Annotated in this window: 16 protein-coding genes; 5 read left to right on the top strand and 11 right to left on the bottom strand. The window is 71.7% G+C overall.

What is annotated here, in order from left to right:
* Positions 1–7: 7 nt before the first annotated feature.
* On the top strand, positions 8–2182 hold the full coding sequence (locus ABZT17_RS14660; protein WP_356348265.1) for a hypothetical protein: 2175 nt from the start codon (positions 8–10) through the stop codon (positions 2180–2182).
* Positions 2183–2322: 140 nt separating this feature from the next.
* Here the strand turns inward: ABZT17_RS14660 and ABZT17_RS14665 are convergent, their stop codons facing one another.
* The 3 genes from ABZT17_RS14665 to ABZT17_RS14675 all read right to left on the bottom strand — a co-directional run bounded on the left by ABZT17_RS14665 (position 2323) and on the right by ABZT17_RS14675 (position 4219).
* Complete coding sequence (locus ABZT17_RS14665) at positions 2323–3204, bottom strand: fructosamine kinase family protein (protein ID WP_356348268.1); 882 nt, start codon at positions 3202–3204, stop codon at positions 2323–2325.
* Between the two features lie 101 nt (positions 3205–3305).
* Positions 3306–3956 (bottom strand): phosphoribosyltransferase family protein, encoded by a 651-nt coding sequence (locus tag ABZT17_RS14670; RefSeq protein ID WP_356348365.1) that lies wholly within the window; start codon positions 3954–3956, stop codon positions 3306–3308.
* Between the two features lie 80 nt (positions 3957–4036).
* The gene (locus ABZT17_RS14675; RefSeq protein WP_356348270.1) at positions 4037–4219 is read right to left on the bottom strand and encodes a hypothetical protein; all 183 of its coding nucleotides are present in this window, start codon (positions 4217–4219) and stop codon (positions 4037–4039) included.
* On the opposite strand from ABZT17_RS14675, the gene ABZT17_RS14680 reads away from it, so the two are divergent.
* Positions 4209–4502 carry a hypothetical protein gene (locus tag ABZT17_RS14680; protein WP_356348272.1) on the top strand — a complete coding sequence of 98 codons (294 nt, stop codon included), beginning with the start codon at positions 4209–4211 and terminating at the stop codon, positions 4500–4502. The genes ABZT17_RS14675 and ABZT17_RS14680 overlap by 11 nt on opposite strands.
* Before the next feature lie 93 nt (positions 4503–4595).
* Here the strand turns inward: ABZT17_RS14680 and ABZT17_RS14685 are convergent, their stop codons facing one another.
* The 3 genes from ABZT17_RS14685 to ABZT17_RS14695 form a co-directional block, all read right to left on the bottom strand.
* Positions 4596–5021 (bottom strand): CBS domain-containing protein, encoded by a 426-nt coding sequence (locus tag ABZT17_RS14685; protein ID WP_356348274.1) that lies wholly within the window; start codon positions 5019–5021, stop codon positions 4596–4598.
* The gene (locus tag ABZT17_RS14690; protein WP_356348276.1) at positions 5018–5617 is read right to left on the bottom strand and encodes an NUDIX hydrolase; all 600 of its coding nucleotides are present in this window, start codon (positions 5615–5617) and stop codon (positions 5018–5020) included. The genes ABZT17_RS14685 and ABZT17_RS14690 overlap by 4 nt, the downstream gene beginning before the upstream one ends.
* 89 nt (positions 5618–5706) lie before the next feature.
* Positions 5707–6990, bottom strand: coding sequence for a multidrug effflux MFS transporter (locus ABZT17_RS14695; RefSeq protein ID WP_356348278.1), 1284 nt, complete (start codon positions 6988–6990; stop codon positions 5707–5709).
* A 79-nt stretch (positions 6991–7069) separates the two neighbouring features.
* On the opposite strand from ABZT17_RS14695, the gene ABZT17_RS14700 reads away from it, so the two are divergent.
* Entirely contained in the window at positions 7070–7573 is a 504-nt protein-coding gene (locus tag ABZT17_RS14700) for a MarR family transcriptional regulator (RefSeq protein ID WP_356348280.1), read from the top strand.
* A 23-nt stretch (positions 7574–7596) separates the two neighbouring features.
* Here the strand turns inward: ABZT17_RS14700 and ABZT17_RS14705 are convergent, their stop codons facing one another.
* The gene (locus ABZT17_RS14705; protein WP_356348282.1) at positions 7597–8103 is read right to left on the bottom strand and encodes a MarR family winged helix-turn-helix transcriptional regulator; all 507 of its coding nucleotides are present in this window, start codon (positions 8101–8103) and stop codon (positions 7597–7599) included.
* 96 nt (positions 8104–8199) lie between these two features.
* A complete protein-coding gene (locus ABZT17_RS14710) occupies positions 8200–8406 on the bottom strand; it encodes a hypothetical protein (RefSeq protein WP_356348284.1) in 207 nt (68 codons plus the stop codon).
* A gap of 459 nt (positions 8407–8865) precedes the next feature.
* Here ABZT17_RS14710 and ABZT17_RS14715 point away from each other — a divergent pair, with 459 nt between their 5' ends.
* Positions 8866–9270 (top strand): ATP-binding protein, encoded by a 405-nt coding sequence (locus ABZT17_RS14715; RefSeq protein ID WP_356348287.1) that lies wholly within the window; start codon positions 8866–8868, stop codon positions 9268–9270.
* A 77-nt stretch (positions 9271–9347) separates the two neighbouring features.
* Here ABZT17_RS14715 and ABZT17_RS14720 read toward each other — a convergent pair whose 3' ends face one another.
* Positions 9348–9926, bottom strand: a complete 579-nt coding sequence (locus ABZT17_RS14720) for a PadR family transcriptional regulator (protein ID WP_356348290.1) — start codon at positions 9924–9926, stop codon at positions 9348–9350.
* A gap of 66 nt (positions 9927–9992) precedes the next feature.
* Complete coding sequence (locus ABZT17_RS14725) at positions 9993–10769, bottom strand: SGNH/GDSL hydrolase family protein (protein ID WP_356348292.1); 777 nt, start codon at positions 10767–10769, stop codon at positions 9993–9995.
* Between the two features lie 275 nt (positions 10770–11044).
* Here ABZT17_RS14725 and ABZT17_RS14730 point away from each other — a divergent pair, with 275 nt between their 5' ends.
* Positions 11045–12406, top strand: a complete 1362-nt coding sequence (locus ABZT17_RS14730; protein ID WP_356348295.1) for a Tat pathway signal sequence domain protein — start codon at positions 11045–11047, stop codon at positions 12404–12406.
* Between the two features lie 11 nt (positions 12407–12417).
* Here the strand turns inward: ABZT17_RS14730 and ABZT17_RS14735 are convergent, their stop codons facing one another.
* On the bottom strand, positions 12418–13524 hold the full coding sequence (locus ABZT17_RS14735) for an FAD-dependent oxidoreductase (RefSeq protein ID WP_356348297.1): 1107 nt from the start codon (positions 13522–13524) through the stop codon (positions 12418–12420).
* Positions 13525–13674 lie beyond the last annotated feature (150 nt).

Here is a 13674-nt window from a genome sequence, read left to right on the forward strand (position 1 = left end):
TTCCGGAATGTCCCATCGACTCGTACCGCTGGTCGTCCGGCACACCCACCGACTCCCGCTGCCCACCGGCCCCGCCGGCCGGGGCGAGGTCCGCGCACGGCAGTTCGACGCCGCGCTGATGTCCGTGGGCTTCAAACTGTCGGCCGAGGTGTTGCAGCGGCTGTCGGGGCTGTCCGAGGCGACGGTCGTCGACACAGCCGTCCGTACGCTGTCCACCGTGCGCGAGATGGTGGGTGACCATGTCGAGCACAACGTCTACTTCGTCGACTTCCCGGCCCATGTGCCGGACACGCTCGACTTCTGGATGCGGTGCGTCACCGAGGCACTGGAGGACGGCAGTTCCCGCCCCGGCATCCTCGCCCAGCTCCGCGACGGTGTCGTCAACCTGCTCACCCTCCCGTCCTACGGCAGGTACCGGCACACGTACGCCGAGATGCTCGCCGCCCATGAGGAGCTGATCGCCGCCGCGGGCGACCGGCTGACGGTCCTGCATCCGGCCGGGGATCCGGAGGACGAGGTCACGGCCCTGTACCTGGCGCTGGCCGGCAGCACCACACCGCTGAGCGAGGAGCATCTGCGGGATCTGAGCGCTCTCGCCGAGCACTGTGCGCACGGCCCCCGGCCGGAGGCGTTCCCGATCCGTGAGAACCGGGCTCTCGTCAACGCGGCCCGGCTGAAGGCGGGCGCGGGCCTGCTGCTGGACACGGTCACCGATGTGCTCCGGCTGGCCTGCGCGCTGTCCGACGGGGATGTGACCCTGCGGGAGCCGACCCGGTTCCGGGCGCTGTCGCGTCGGGTCCGCCGGGCCCTGCTCGCGGGGCTCGACGACATCATCGCCGACGCACCGGTCAAGCTCGCCGACGTCAACCAGTACCGCGAGGCGTTCAAGCGTCTCGGCGAGCGGCTGCACCCGCACGAGTACCCGCACTGGCCGCACGCCGCCGAGGTGTTCGCCGTTGCGCGGGGCGAGAAGCGGGCGCGTTCCTTCGACGGCCGTGTCGAGGGACTGCTCGCCCGGGACGACGTCGGCGGCGCGGCGGAGCTGCTGAAGTCCGCGCCGGGCAAGCTGTTCCGGTCCCTGGACCGGCTGCTGCGCACGGCGTCCACCGAAGAGGAGCGGGACGCCGTGGTGGCCGCCGCCGAGCAGGCCGCCCCGCAGGTCTCGGGTCGGGTCGTGCTGTCGGTCCGTGAGCACCTGCACAACCGTGCCGACGACACCGGGAAGCGTCGTGTGTTCGTCAACCGCGCCGGCCACGCCCATGTCGCCGACGACCGGCGTACACCCGTCCCGGCCGCGGTGCGCGGGCGCCTGATCGCCGTGCTCGACACCGAGACGCGCCGTCGACTTCCGCCCGTGGAGCGGGTGTTGGTCGACCCCGACATCCTGGACGTGGCGCTGCCGCTCAGCGGCAGGGCGACCTCGGCAGGCCTCGGTGTGCTGCCGCGCGGCTCGGTGTCGCCGGTCGACGGCGAGCTGCTGCGGTTCTTCGTGTACTGGAGGCAGACGGAGCGCGTCACCGACTACGACCTGTCCGCCCTGACCCTGGACCACGAGTTCGAACCCGTGACCTGGCTGTCGTACACCAATCTGCGGGACGTCGAGGGCGAGCACTCGGGCGACATCACCGACGCCCCCCACGGCGCTTCGGAGTTCATCAACCTGCGGCTCGGCGCCGTGCGCGGCAACTACATCGTGCCGCAGGTCAACATCTACTCCGGGGAGGGCTTCGAGGAGACGGCGGAGTCGTTCTTCGGTTTCATGCTGCGCGAGGGCGAGCAGAAGGGCCGGCCCTTCGAACCTCGTACGGTGCGTATGAAGTCGGAGCTGCGCGGACCGGGACGGATCGCGTTGCCGCTGGCCTTCCGGCGTGCGGAGGACGGTGGTTGGCAGGCCAGGTGGCTGCACCTCTACCTGAGGGGCAGGCCGGCGTTCAACCGGGTGGAGGCGAATCGGGTGTCGGTGGCTGAGCTGTTGCGCTCGATCGTCGAGCGGAAACAGCTGACAGTACGTCACCTGACGTCCCTGATGGCCGAGTCCGGTGCGAAGGTCACGGCATGGGACGGTGCGACGGTCCCGGACGACGTGCCCGTCACCTACATCGGGCTGGAGCGTCCTGAGGGCCTGCACCCGGACTCCAGGGTCATCACCCCGGAAAATCTGCGCGACTTGATCCCGGCCTGAGTGTTAGCGTCGTCCGTGGTGAGGCCATGAAGGGGCTTCCTTCTCATCCGCCTTCAAAGCGGGCCTCGAAAGCCCAGTCCTTTCGCTTTCCTCACCACCGACGTGATGATCGGGGGCGCCGCACCCGCGGCGCCCCCGACTCATCGCGCGAGAGCCGCCCGGGCCGCCGCGAGCGCCTGCTCGGCGTAGCCGCGCCCGAAGAGCACGGCGTGCACCAGCAGCGGGAACAGCTGGTGCAGTGCGATGCGGTCCGCCCACCCGTCGGCGAGCGGCGCCTGCTGCCCGTAGCCGTCCACGATCCGCTCCAGATGCGGGCAGCCGAACAGGCGCAGCATCGCCAGGTCGGTCTCCCGGTGACCGCCGTGTGCGGCGGGGTCGATGAGCCAGACGTGCCCGTCGGCGCCCCACAGCACGTTCCCGTTCCACAGGTCACCGTGCAGCCGTGCGGGTGGCTCGGCGGGACCGGCCAGTTCGGGCGACCGCTCGCAGACGCGCTCGACCACGGCCGTCTCCGCCACGCGGATCGTTCCGCCGTCGACCGCGGCCCGCAGATACGGCAGGACCCGGTGTTCGGCGTACCAACTCGGCCAGTCGGTACCTCGGATGTTCCGCATGGGAGCGAGCCCGATGTACGCGTCGACCGGGCCGCCGGGCGGCGGGGCACCGAAGGCGGGCGCACCGGCGGAGTGCAGAGCGGCCAGCTCACGCCCGAACCGGACGGCCGCCTCGACCGTCGGCGGGCCCTCTGGAACGAAGTCGCTGACCAGCCACGCACGGTCACTTCCCCACACGTCGGGAACGCGGACCGTCCCCGCGTCGGCAAGCCAGCGCAGCCCCGCCGCCTCCGCCGCCACGGCATCGGGCTCGTCAGCACGCTTGACCACGACCAACTGCCCGCCGTCGAGGCCGACTTCGGTCAACGCACCGGCCAGCCGCCGCTCCTCCCGCACCGCACGACCGGTGATGCGGGCCGCCGCGGCGGCCGGCCCTTCACCGGGCCGGACCGGTTCACGGGTGGTCATACGACGGGTCGACTGAGGAAACAGAGGTGCACGGAGACCAGCGTACGTACGATCCGGTCGACTTACCCTGGCGGGGCATCGGGGCTCGTTCGATTTGGTCTTCACTGCCCGGCGCGCGCCCGCAACGCCCTCAGCACATCCTCGTCGGTCAGCTGGTCGAAGTGCTCGTAATACAGGCCGACGGCGACGAAGGGCGACGGGGTGCGCAGGCACAGGACGTCGTCGGCCTCGGCCCGCATCAGTTCGGTCGCCTCCGCGGAACCCACCGGCACGGCCAGCACCAGTCGGCCGGGGGCCTGGCGGCGGACGCGACGTAGCGCGGCGCGCGCGGTGGAGCCCGTCGCCAGGCCGTCGTCGACGACGAGCACCGTCCGGCCGGTCAGCTCGGGGGCGGCCCGGCCCTGCCGGTAACGGCGTTCACGGCGGCGGAGCTCGGCGCGCTCGCGTTCGACGACAGGGGCGAGGTCCGCCTTCGTGAGGCCCAGCAGGTGGAGGGCGCGCCCGTCGAAGAGCGGCTCGTCCTCGCCGGCGATCGCGCCGACGCCGTACTCCTCCTGGGAGGGGGCACCGATCTTCCGAACCACCAGAACGTCGAGCGGGGCGTTCAATCCCCGCGCCACCTCTCGGGCCACGGCGACTCCGCCGCGTGGGAGGGCGAGGACGACGGGGTCCGGGAGAACGCCGTTCTCCTGCTCGACACGCAGCCGCTCGGCCAGTTCCCGCCCGGCCTGCCCCCGGTCGTGGAACCGCATCTCCCTCGCCGCCCTTCCCACCTGGACACCTCGTCGTCCGCGGTCCGCGTACCCGCGGCGTCCCGGGACCACGCACCCCTTCAGCCCCGCCCGACGCGCATGTCCCGGCCGCCTCGGCGCAGTCCCCGCCAGATCGCCGTTCCCCAGATCGCGCCCTTCCCGTCAGATCGCACCGTTCCCGCCAGGTTCATGGACCGCCAGGTCAGGGGTACCCGTAGCCACCGCAGGATCTCTTGTGAGGAGATGACTCGGATGCTGCTCATCGGACTGCTCCTCCTCGGAGCCACCGGCGCCTTCACGGCCCTGGCGATCGCGGGCAACCTGTCCGGAGGCCCCGAGTACACCGTGTCGGTGCTGGACCACGACATCGCCACGATGAACATGCTCGCCGTCTTCAGCTCCGGCCTGGCACTGGCGCTCATCTTCTGTCTGGCCCTGGCCATGGTGGGCGGCGCGTCACACCGCCGACGCCGCGGACCGCGGGCGTACGGGCCGGGCAGGGCGAAGCGCGTCGACGAGACGGCCGGGCGGGACGCCCCTGCCTGAGGCGGACGCCGGCACGATCATCGTCCGCCACCGTGTGTCGTACCGCCCGAGGCCGGGGTAGGTGTGTCCCTCAGGCCGGTCGGGGTCGACAGGTCACCGGTTCGGGGCGGCCCTGCCGATGTCCGCGAGGGCCGAGTGCGGGTCCTCGGTGGCGGCGAGGTCGGCGATGCTGACGACGCCCACCGGGCAGCCGCCGCGCTCGACGACCGGCAGACGGCGGACCGCGTAGCGGCTCATCAGCTCGATCGCCCGGTCGGTCGTGTCGTCCGGGGAAAGGGTCGCCACGGGTGGCCGGGTGCACACGGAGCCCACCGTCGTGCTCTCGGGGTCGCGCCCCTCCGCGAGGGCTCGGACCACGATGTCGCGATCGGTGAGCACGCCGAAGAGATCGCAGTCGTACGCCACCAGGACGTCGCCGATGTCCTGCTCGCGCATCAGCCGAGCGGCCCGCGCCACCGTGGTCATGGGTTCGACGGAGGCCGCGCCGGGCGACATCACGTCGCGTATCTTCCGGGTCATGAGGTGCCTTCCGTGTCTGCCGGTCCTGCTTCGGCGAGGTAGTGCGTATCAGCCGCGTAGCCCGCACGGGGCCCGGTAAACCCCGCCTCGGACCGCATCCGTTCCACGCAGCGCAGCATCCGTGGCCGGTCCTCGGTGAACCACCCCTCCCACGGCCGGTCCAGCGGCGTCCAGGCCGCCGGCTGCCCTTCCTCGGGCGTCAACTCGACGTCTCTGTCCAGGACTTCTACGAACGTCACCCCCATGACGGCCGGCCAGCCCGGGTGGTACGAGCGCACCGTGACCGCCTCCGGCACCCGCCGCAGCCGCGCACGCACCCCCGTCTCCTCGAACAGCTCCCGCCGGGCCGCCTCACGCGGTGTCTCCCCCGCTTCCACCGCTCCGCCGGGCGGCACCCAACCGCGCCAGGGGTGCCGCACCAGCAGCACATGAGTCAACGCGCGATCGAACACCCAGACCCCGCTGCCCAGCGGGCCGCTCAACTCCGGCGCGGGGCGCAGCAGCCACTCCAGCGCGCCGTCGTACGAGTTCAGGGCCTGTCTCGCGTCGCTGATCGCGGCTTCGAGGGTGCGGGGTTCGATGCGGTGTCGGGTCATCCTCCGGAGCGTAGGGCCCGCCACTGACAATCCGTCCCCCTTCAACCCCGCCCGGGTTCCCTGTCACCCCCACCCCGCTACGCTCCCCCTCACCCCCTCCCGGGCTCCCCCTCGCCCCGCCAAGGCCGCGCCAGACACACCAGCGCGACGCCCGCCGTCGTGACGGAGATCAGCATGATGAGCGCCATCGGCAGGGAGCTGCCCTCCCCGAAGAGGCCGACCAGGGGCGAGGCGAGGGCGCCGAAGAGGAACTGGAGGCCGCCGAGGAGGGCGGAGGCGGCGCCCGGCGCGACGCGCCCGAGGGCCTGGCCGATGCTCATGGACGCCGGGAAGACCATGCCGATGGCGCTGACGGTCACGAACAGCGTGGCCCAGGTGCCCGCGAGGGTCTCACCGACCAGGACCACGAGGACCACCTGCGCCAGCCCGCCGAGCACCGCGACGCATACCGCCCCGCTGAGCAGGGTGTTCAGCCGTACGCCCCGCCCGACCAGCCGGGAGAAGAGGGCGCCGGCGAGGAGCATGCCGAGGGCGTTGGTCGCGAAAATGAGGGAGTACGTCGTCGACGAGACGCCATGGAGGTTCTCGAAGACGAAGCTGGAGCCGCTGATATAGGTGAACAGGGCCGCCGCGGAAAGGGCGAGGGCGAAGACGTACCCCATGAAGGCGCGACGGGTGAGCAGTGTGCCCATGGCACGGAAGGTGCTCGCCATTCCGCCGCGTTGCCGCCGCTCGGGCGGCAGGGACTCGGGCACGGCGCGCAGGACGGCCAGCAGGAGCAGGGCGCCCAGCACGGCCAGGACGACGAAGACCGCGCGCCATGTGGACACCGTCAGGATCGCGCCGCCGAGCACCGGGGCCACGATCGGCGCCACCCCCAGCACCTGGGACAACACGGCGAAGTAGCGCGGGAGTTCGGCGCCCTGGAAACGGTCGGTGAGGATGGCCCGGGCCAGCACCGTCCCCGCGGCGCCGGCGACGCCCTGCAGGAAGCGGGTGGCGGTCAGCAGACCGATGTTCGGGGCGACGGCGCACAGCAGGGACAGGAGGACGAAGCCGGTGACCCCGGACATCAGCAGCCGTCGCCGTCCGAGCCCGTCGCTGAGCGGACCGATGACCAGCTGGCCGACGACCAGTCCGGCCAGGAACGCGGTCATCGTCAGCTGTACGGCCGAGCCGCTCGCGCCGAGCGCGTCCCCCATCGACGGGAATCCGGGCACGTACATGTCGGTGGCGAGCGGCGCGACCGCGGTGAGCGAGCCGAGGACGGCGACCAGAGCGGCTACGGAGGGCTTCGCGACCGGGCTGGGGAGGTCCGTGTCGGGGGCGGAGCGGGAGGGGGAAGAGGACGGGGAGGGGGGCGGGGATACCATGGGCATAAAGGTAACTGATAGTTCACTAGTTAACAAAGATGGAAGAGTCATCCTCTCGTACCGTGAGAAGGCGAGCCGCATGCCCTCCGCTCCCCCACCCCCCGCCCTCCTCCGCAAGCAGTGGGCCGAGCACCACCCCGGACTGGACACCTCACCGATGGAGTTGGTGGGCCTGCTCAAGCACGCCAGCGCTCTGCTGGGGCGTGCCGTCGAGCCGATCTACGCGGGCGCGCCACTGACCGCCGCCGAGGTCGACATGCTCATCCCCCTACGGCACACCACGGACCCGGTGATCGCCCGCAGCCTGGCCGAACGGCTGGGCCTGTCCCGGGCCGGCGTGAGCAAGACCCTCGCCAAACTGGAGCGGCGCGGATTCATCCACCGCGCCCCCAGCCCCGCCGACCGGCGCGCGGCACTCGTCACCATCACTCCGGAGGGCGCCGAGGCGGTCGACGCCCTCTTCCCTCGCCAACTCGCCGCCGAAGTGGAGCTGTTGGCGGGACTGGGCGAGGACCGGGAGTGGGTACTGAGGGCACTGGGCCGACTGGTCGAGGCCATGGAGAACCACGTGGTACGGGACTGAGAACAGGCCTCTCCACATCCCCCTCAGCGCCGCCGCCACGGCAGCGCGGTCGCTGCCGCGTCCGCGTTCTCGGCCTGGTGCAGGGCGCCGCTGATCGCTTCGCCGATCTCCGCGAACTGGCGTACCTGCTCGGGGGTGAGGGCGTCGAAGACCGCCTTGCGTACGGCTTCCACGTGGCCGGGGGCGGCTCGCTCCAGGAAGGCGTACCCCTCGTCGGTGAGGACGGCGAGCTGGCCGCGGCCGTCGGCGGGGTCCTCACGCCGGTCGACCAGGCCGGTGTCGCGGAGCCGGTTCACCGCGTGGGTGAGCCGGCTCCGGGTGATCTTGAGCCGCTGGGCCAGCTCGGACATGCCGAGGACGCCGTCGGGCGTCGCGGAGAGGTACGCCAGCAGGCTGTAGTCGGCGTGCGTCATGCCGGCGTCACGCCGCAGTTGCCGGTTGAGGTGGTCGGCGAGCAGGGTGGAGAAGTCGACGTAGGCCAGCCAGGCCCGTCGCTCCTCGACGTTGAGCCAGCGCGGCGTCTTGGACATCCCCACACTCTACGGGCGGCCGTTTGAAGGTTCAATCACGATGTCCCTTCGGAGGCTCCCTCACGCGGCGACGACGGAAGAGGCGGAGCTGCCTGCTCAAGTGCTCGCCGGTCGGCACAAGGTGCTCAGGGCCGGACGCCGGACGGCGGTGGAACAGCACCAGCGCCGTGCCGAGGGCCTGTCCCAGGGCCGGTACGGGGTGACGCCGGACCGGGACCGCTCGTAGCGCCCGACCAGGGCGGTCTCCAGTGGGCGCAGGGCGGTGATCAGCCAGTGGCCGAGCGCCACCAGGACGATCGCCACGCGCGCGGGAAGTCGACGCAGCGGTCTCTGCTCATGCCTCGCCCTGCTTCCCCGGCCGTGCGGAGCGCACGGCCGGGACGTCCGGGCCGCAACCGATCCGTGCCCGGTACGAGATCATCCGCGCACGGTGACCTCCGGGGACTCCCCTCTCTCGGCTCGGTCCGACCCGCCGCGGCTCGGCCAATCTGACCTCACACCGCGAGTGGCACGGGCCACCGCACCCACCTTCTCCCACCCGTGCCCCAGCTCCCCACCCCTGGTCAACCACCGCTCCCACCTGAGACTTCGTGCTTCTGTGTCGCTCGGGGACGCTCACACAGTGACGGCCGTCACCATGGCTCCGATCGTCCGGACATGGCCGGATTCCTATCCGCCTCGTGTGCGCTGTGACATTGATCTGTCACTGTGCGCTTCTCCCCGTGGGGAGTATTTTCGGCGTTTCCTGGGGAGGGATGCTTTGTGCTGAGACGTGAGGCCTTCCGGGTGCCACGGCACCCCGCGTCGGTCGGCTTCGCCCGGCACCGGGTCCGCCAGCATCTGGCCACCTGGGGGCACGACAAGGACGACGCGATCACGGAGGACGTCGTGCTGCTGGCCTCGGAGCTGGCGGCGAACGTCGTCCGCCACGGCCCCATACTGCAGCGCGAGTTCGAGATATCGGTGACGGCGAGGGCCGACGGCTCCTGCTTCATCGCCGTCTCCGACGAGAGCCCGGCCCAGCCGGTCCTCCAGAGCGCGCGGAGCGCGGACGACGAGCGGGGGCGCGGGCTGCATCTGGTCGACCAGGTGGCACGGACCTGGGGTGTACGGCCCCGGGGACGGCACGGCAAGACGGTGTGGGCCCTGGTCGACTCCACGCCGTGAGACGGGCCGCCGACCGCGATGGCGATCGGCCGCGATGCCGGTCGGCCGCGGCTCCGGGCCCGGGGTGTGGATCCGCGTCAGTGCTCCAGTACGGCCATCCGCTGCTCCAGCCGCTTCAGCGCGGTGCCGCCCCAGTGGACGTTGGCGCGCTCCAGCGCGAGACCGCCGAGCAGGGTGAGGTACGGGCCGATGCGCTCGGCCTTCACGAAGTACTCGTCCTCCGTGCGCCCGTCCAGCAGCCGCTCCCGCAGTCGCTCGTAGCGGGTGAGCTTGGCCGCGGACCGCTCCAGGCGCTCGGCGACCGCGGCGCGTACGGCGTCGACGGCGCGCGCGTCGCCGAGGTCGACGCACTGCACCTTCACCATGAGCTCGTCGCGGATGGCCGGCGGCTTGGCGGGGGCGTCGAGGACGTAGTCGCGCAGGACTTCGAGCCCGGCCTCGGTGAGGGAGAACAGCCGCTTGTTGGGGCGGCGTTCCTGCTGCACGACCCGCGCGGAGACCAGCCCCTCGCCCTCCATGCGCTCCAGCTCACGGTAGAGCTGCTGGGGGGTGGCCATCCAGAAGTTGGCGACCGAGGCCTCGAAGCCCTTGGCCAGGTCGTATCCGGACGCCTCGCCCTCCAGGAGCGCGGCCATCACAGCGTTGCGCAGTGCCATGGGCCCAAATTAACACCGCGTTGACTAGTCAAGGAGATGGGTAGTGGAGCCGAGCGCGAGTGACGTTCACTCCGCCACCGGCAGCAGCAGGGGGCGCTTGGCCTGTCGGCCGTCGCCGGAGGACCGGCCGCGTACGCGCCGCAGGAGCCAGGGGCCCAGGAAGGTGCCGGCCCAGCGCAGTTCGGCGCCGACGGCACGCAGGCCGGTGGGCGCCGCGGCCGCGGGCAGGGGGCGGGTCCAGCCGTCGTCGCTGCCGGGCAGGGCCAGCGCGTGGGCGACGGCGGCGGCGATGAGGGCGTGGCCGCGGGGACTGGCGTGCAGCCGGTCGGCGCTCCACAGCCGGGGGTCGGTCACCGCCGCGTGGGGCTCCGAGTCGGCGACGATCACACCGTGCCGCCGAGCCGCCTCGCGCAGGCGGGCGTTGAAGGCCAGGACGCGGGGCGCGAGCGGGCGGGCCAGCGGGGCGATCCGACCGATGTCGGGGAAGGTGACCGTGGCGACACGGGCGCCCTGCGCGGTGAGCGCGGCGAACATCGCCTCCAGGTGCCCGGCCACCTCGTCCGGGTCGAACCGGGGCCGCAGCACGTCGTTGAGCCCGGCGACCACGGTGGCGAGGTCGGGTTTCAACGCGAGGGCGGGCGCGAGCTGTTCGGCGTGCACCTGTCCGGCCAGCCGGCCGCGCACGGCGAGGTTGGCGTACAGCAGTCCCGGGCTGTCGCGCGCGAGCTGTTCGGCGAGCCGGTCCGCCCAGCCGCGCCAGCCCCGCGCCTCGTCTCCGTCACCGAGCCCTTCGGTCTGGCTGTCGCCCAGGGCGACGTACCGCAGATATCCGGTGTCTGTCATGGCGACGCCCTCCAGGTGCCCGCTCCGGACCAGCCATCCCATTCATCCCATTCAACCAGTCACCTAATCGCATTGTTGACTATAGCGGGAAGCTGCGGACGCGAGCAGCTGTTCGTCGCGGAAGGCGCCCACCCCTCCCCGACCGGCCCTTACCCCTTCCCAACTGCCCCGCACACCCCAGCCGTTGACCGGAGGCCACCCCGACAGCACAATGAGCGCGCACGCTTGAGAGCGCTCTCAAGACTCGGAGCGCCCCGAACCTCACAAGGAGACCCATGCCCCCGGGACTCAGCCGTCGCGCACTCATCGGGACCGGACTCGGCGTAGGCGCCGCGGTCTTCACCGCCACCGGAACCGCCCGGGCGGCGCAGCGCACGGCCTCCGCGCCGCAGCGCGCCTCCGCCTTCCTCGCCGCCGCCATGGACGCCTACCCGGACCACGGCACCGTCCGGCTGGCGCAGAGCTACACCGACCAGGCCGGTCTGTTCAGCACGGCGTTCACCTACGACAACGCCCTGGCGATCCTGGCCCATCTCGCCTGCCGCACGACCGGCGGGCACTCCCGCGCCGTGGCGCTGGGCGACGCGCTGCTGTACGCCCAGGCCCACGACCCCGGCCACGACGACGGCAGGCTGCGGCAGGCGTACAACGTGGGGCCGTACACCTTCTACGACGGCTCGGCGCAGCCGGACGGCTTCGTGCGCGCGGACGGCACCGCCAACGTGGGCACCCAGTTCGGGTTCACCGGTACCGCGGTGGGCGACATGGCGTGGGCCGGTATCGCGCTGAGCGCGCTCGCCGGGCGGACCGGCGCCGGCCGGTTCCTGACAGGCGCGGTGCGGATCGGTGAGTGGATCGAGCGCACGGCTCGCACCGACGAGCCGCTCGGCGGGTACAAGTTCGGGGTGAACGGCGCCGACGAGAGGCTGCCCTTCTCCTCGACCGAGCACAACACCGACCTGGTCGGCCTGTTCGGGCAGCTGGCGCGACTCACCGGTGACCGGGTGTGGCTCGAACGTCGGGCGCACGCGAGGGAGTTCGTGCGGAGGATGTGGGAACCGTCCGGCGGCTTCTTCTACACCGGCACCAACGACGGCGTGACGGTCAACAAGTCGCCGATTCCCGAGGACACCCAGACCTGGACCGCACTCGCCCTCAACTCCCCCCACTACGCGCGCTCGCTGGACTGGGCGGCCTCCCAACTCGCCGTCCTGGACACCGCCGAGCGCCCCAACAGCACCGTCCCGCAAGGGCAGTCGTACGAGGGGGTCACCTTCAGCTCGGCCGCCCTGGTGGCCGACGAGGACGCGCCGATCGCTTCGGGGCAGCCCAGACCCGACCGCAACGGCGTCTGGTTCGAGGGCACCGCGCATCTCGCACTCGCCCTGCGCGAGCGCCGGGCTCCCGGCGACGAGACGCGGGCGCGGCGGCTGCTGGCGTCGGTGGAACGCGCCCAGGATCTGCTGGGCGGCGGCCAGACCCTCGGCGGCACGGCGGTCGCCGAGGGCTCCGGGGTGGTGTCGGCGAGCAGTCCGCTCGACACCGGTTTCGGGTTCGGCTACTACCCCTACCGGCACACCGGTGCCACGTCCTGGTACCTGCTGGCGGCGGCACGAGCCAACCCGCTGGCTGCCTGAGAGCGCCCCGATCACCGGGTGGCGTAGCCGAGTTGGCGCCTCATGTACGGCGTCATCAGGGTCTTCGCCTTGGCCAGTACGGAGGGCCCGTTGCCCAGGACCGCGCTCTGGCCGCCCAGTACCGGCATGATCGTCAGCCCGTCGCGCGGGCCGAAGGGCACGATGATCGGGGTGCGATGGACAGGCCGGTAGAGCCGGGGCTCCTTGCGGTGGCGCCCTGCGCTGTGCAGGTAGGTGCGGATGTTCCAGGCGGCGAGGTCGGCCTGGGCGAGCGCGGCGGGCGTGATCTTGAGTTCGGTGGCGTCGTTGACGTCACCGACCGCGAAGACGTTCCGCCATCCGGCCACCCGCAGCGACCGGTCGACCCTGACGTGCCCGGACCCGTTCAGCCAGTCGCCGTGCCCGCCCAGCCGCAGCCACAGCGTGTTGGGCGTGGTGCCCGTGGCCCAGAAGGAGAGGTCGGCCGCGATGGTGTTGCCGCGGCTGTCGCGGAAGGTGCCGAAGTCGTTGCCGGGCGACATGAACGATTCGAGCCGTACGTCCACGCCGTGGTCCTCCAGCCAGGCCCGCGCCCGGCGTCCGGCCCGCTCGACGCCCGTGTTGTGCAGCAGCTCCGTGCCGGAGTGGGCGAGGGTGACCCGGGCGTCGGGCCGGGCGAGGCGTATCTCGGCGCTGAGTTCGACGCCGGAGGGGCCGCCGCCGACGACGAGGATGTGTTCGGCGCCTGCGATCTTGTACTGGTGGTCGGCGAAGGACTTGAGCGCCTCTTCGGCCGTCGTCCCGAAGAAGCGGGCCGGTTCGGGGTAGTCGGCGCCGGTGGCGATCACCACCACGTCGTACGGCAGCCGTTCGCCCGTCGCCAGGACCACCTCGCGCGCGTCGGTGTCGATCCGCAGCGCCTTGCCGACCACCACCCGGCCGTGGGTGAGCAACCGGTCGTACGGGATGAAGGGGGTGATGGACCACTCCGGGCGCACACCCGCCCGCAGGGAGGCTATACGGTGGAAGAAGACCTCCTTGCGGTCCACCAGGGTGACCCGCGCCGTCGCGTCCAGTCGTTTCGCCAGGCGCACTCCCGCGTAGCCGCCGCCTATCACCACTATGTCGCCGTCATGCACACGACTCTCCTGTGCCTGCTCGTGGGGGGATACGAGCAGCGGGACAGGTGGGGCTTCCTCGGCCACTCGAACTGCCTGTGAGACTAGCGCTTGAACTCTAAAGTTCTCGGGGGGCCGTGTGTACATTTTACGAAGCCATGACGCGGGATG

This window comes from Streptomyces sp. NPDC005648, from assembly GCF_040605395.1.
Classification (GTDB): Bacteria; Actinomycetota; Actinomycetes; order Streptomycetales; family Streptomycetaceae; genus Streptomyces.

Coding starts and splice junctions, on each gene's coding strand:
- ABZT17_RS14700 (WP_356348280.1), top strand. CDS start 7,070: ATGCCCTCCGCTCCCCCACCCCCCGCCCTCCTCCGCAAGCAGTGGGCC.
- ABZT17_RS14660 (WP_356348265.1), top strand. CDS start 8: ATGTCCCATCGACTCGTACCGCTGGTCGTCCGGCACACCCACCGACTC.
- ABZT17_RS14730 (WP_356348295.1), top strand. CDS start 11,045: ATGCCCCCGGGACTCAGCCGTCGCGCACTCATCGGGACCGGACTCGGC.
- ABZT17_RS14720 (WP_356348290.1), bottom strand. CDS start 9,926: ATGGCACTGCGCAACGCTGTGATGGCCGCGCTCCTGGAGGGCGAGGCG.
- ABZT17_RS14670 (WP_356348365.1), bottom strand. CDS start 3,956: ATGCGGTTCCACGACCGGGGGCAGGCCGGGCGGGAACTGGCCGAGCGG.
- ABZT17_RS14685 (WP_356348274.1), bottom strand. CDS start 5,021: ATGACCCGGAAGATACGCGACGTGATGTCGCCCGGCGCGGCCTCCGTC.
- ABZT17_RS14665 (WP_356348268.1), bottom strand. CDS start 3,204: ATGACCACCCGTGAACCGGTCCGGCCCGGTGAAGGGCCGGCCGCCGCG.
- ABZT17_RS14675 (WP_356348270.1), bottom strand. CDS start 4,219: ATGAGCAGCATCCGAGTCATCTCCTCACAAGAGATCCTGCGGTGGCTA.
- ABZT17_RS14690 (WP_356348276.1), bottom strand. CDS start 5,617: ATGACCCGACACCGCATCGAACCCCGCACCCTCGAAGCCGCGATCAGC.
- ABZT17_RS14680 (WP_356348272.1), top strand. CDS start 4,209: ATGCTGCTCATCGGACTGCTCCTCCTCGGAGCCACCGGCGCCTTCACG.
- ABZT17_RS14705 (WP_356348282.1), bottom strand. CDS start 8,103: ATGTCCAAGACGCCGCGCTGGCTCAACGTCGAGGAGCGACGGGCCTGG.
- ABZT17_RS14695 (WP_356348278.1), bottom strand. CDS start 6,990: ATGGTATCCCCGCCCCCCTCCCCGTCCTCTTCCCCCTCCCGCTCCGCC.
- ABZT17_RS14725 (WP_356348292.1), bottom strand. CDS start 10,769: ATGACAGACACCGGATATCTGCGGTACGTCGCCCTGGGCGACAGCCAG.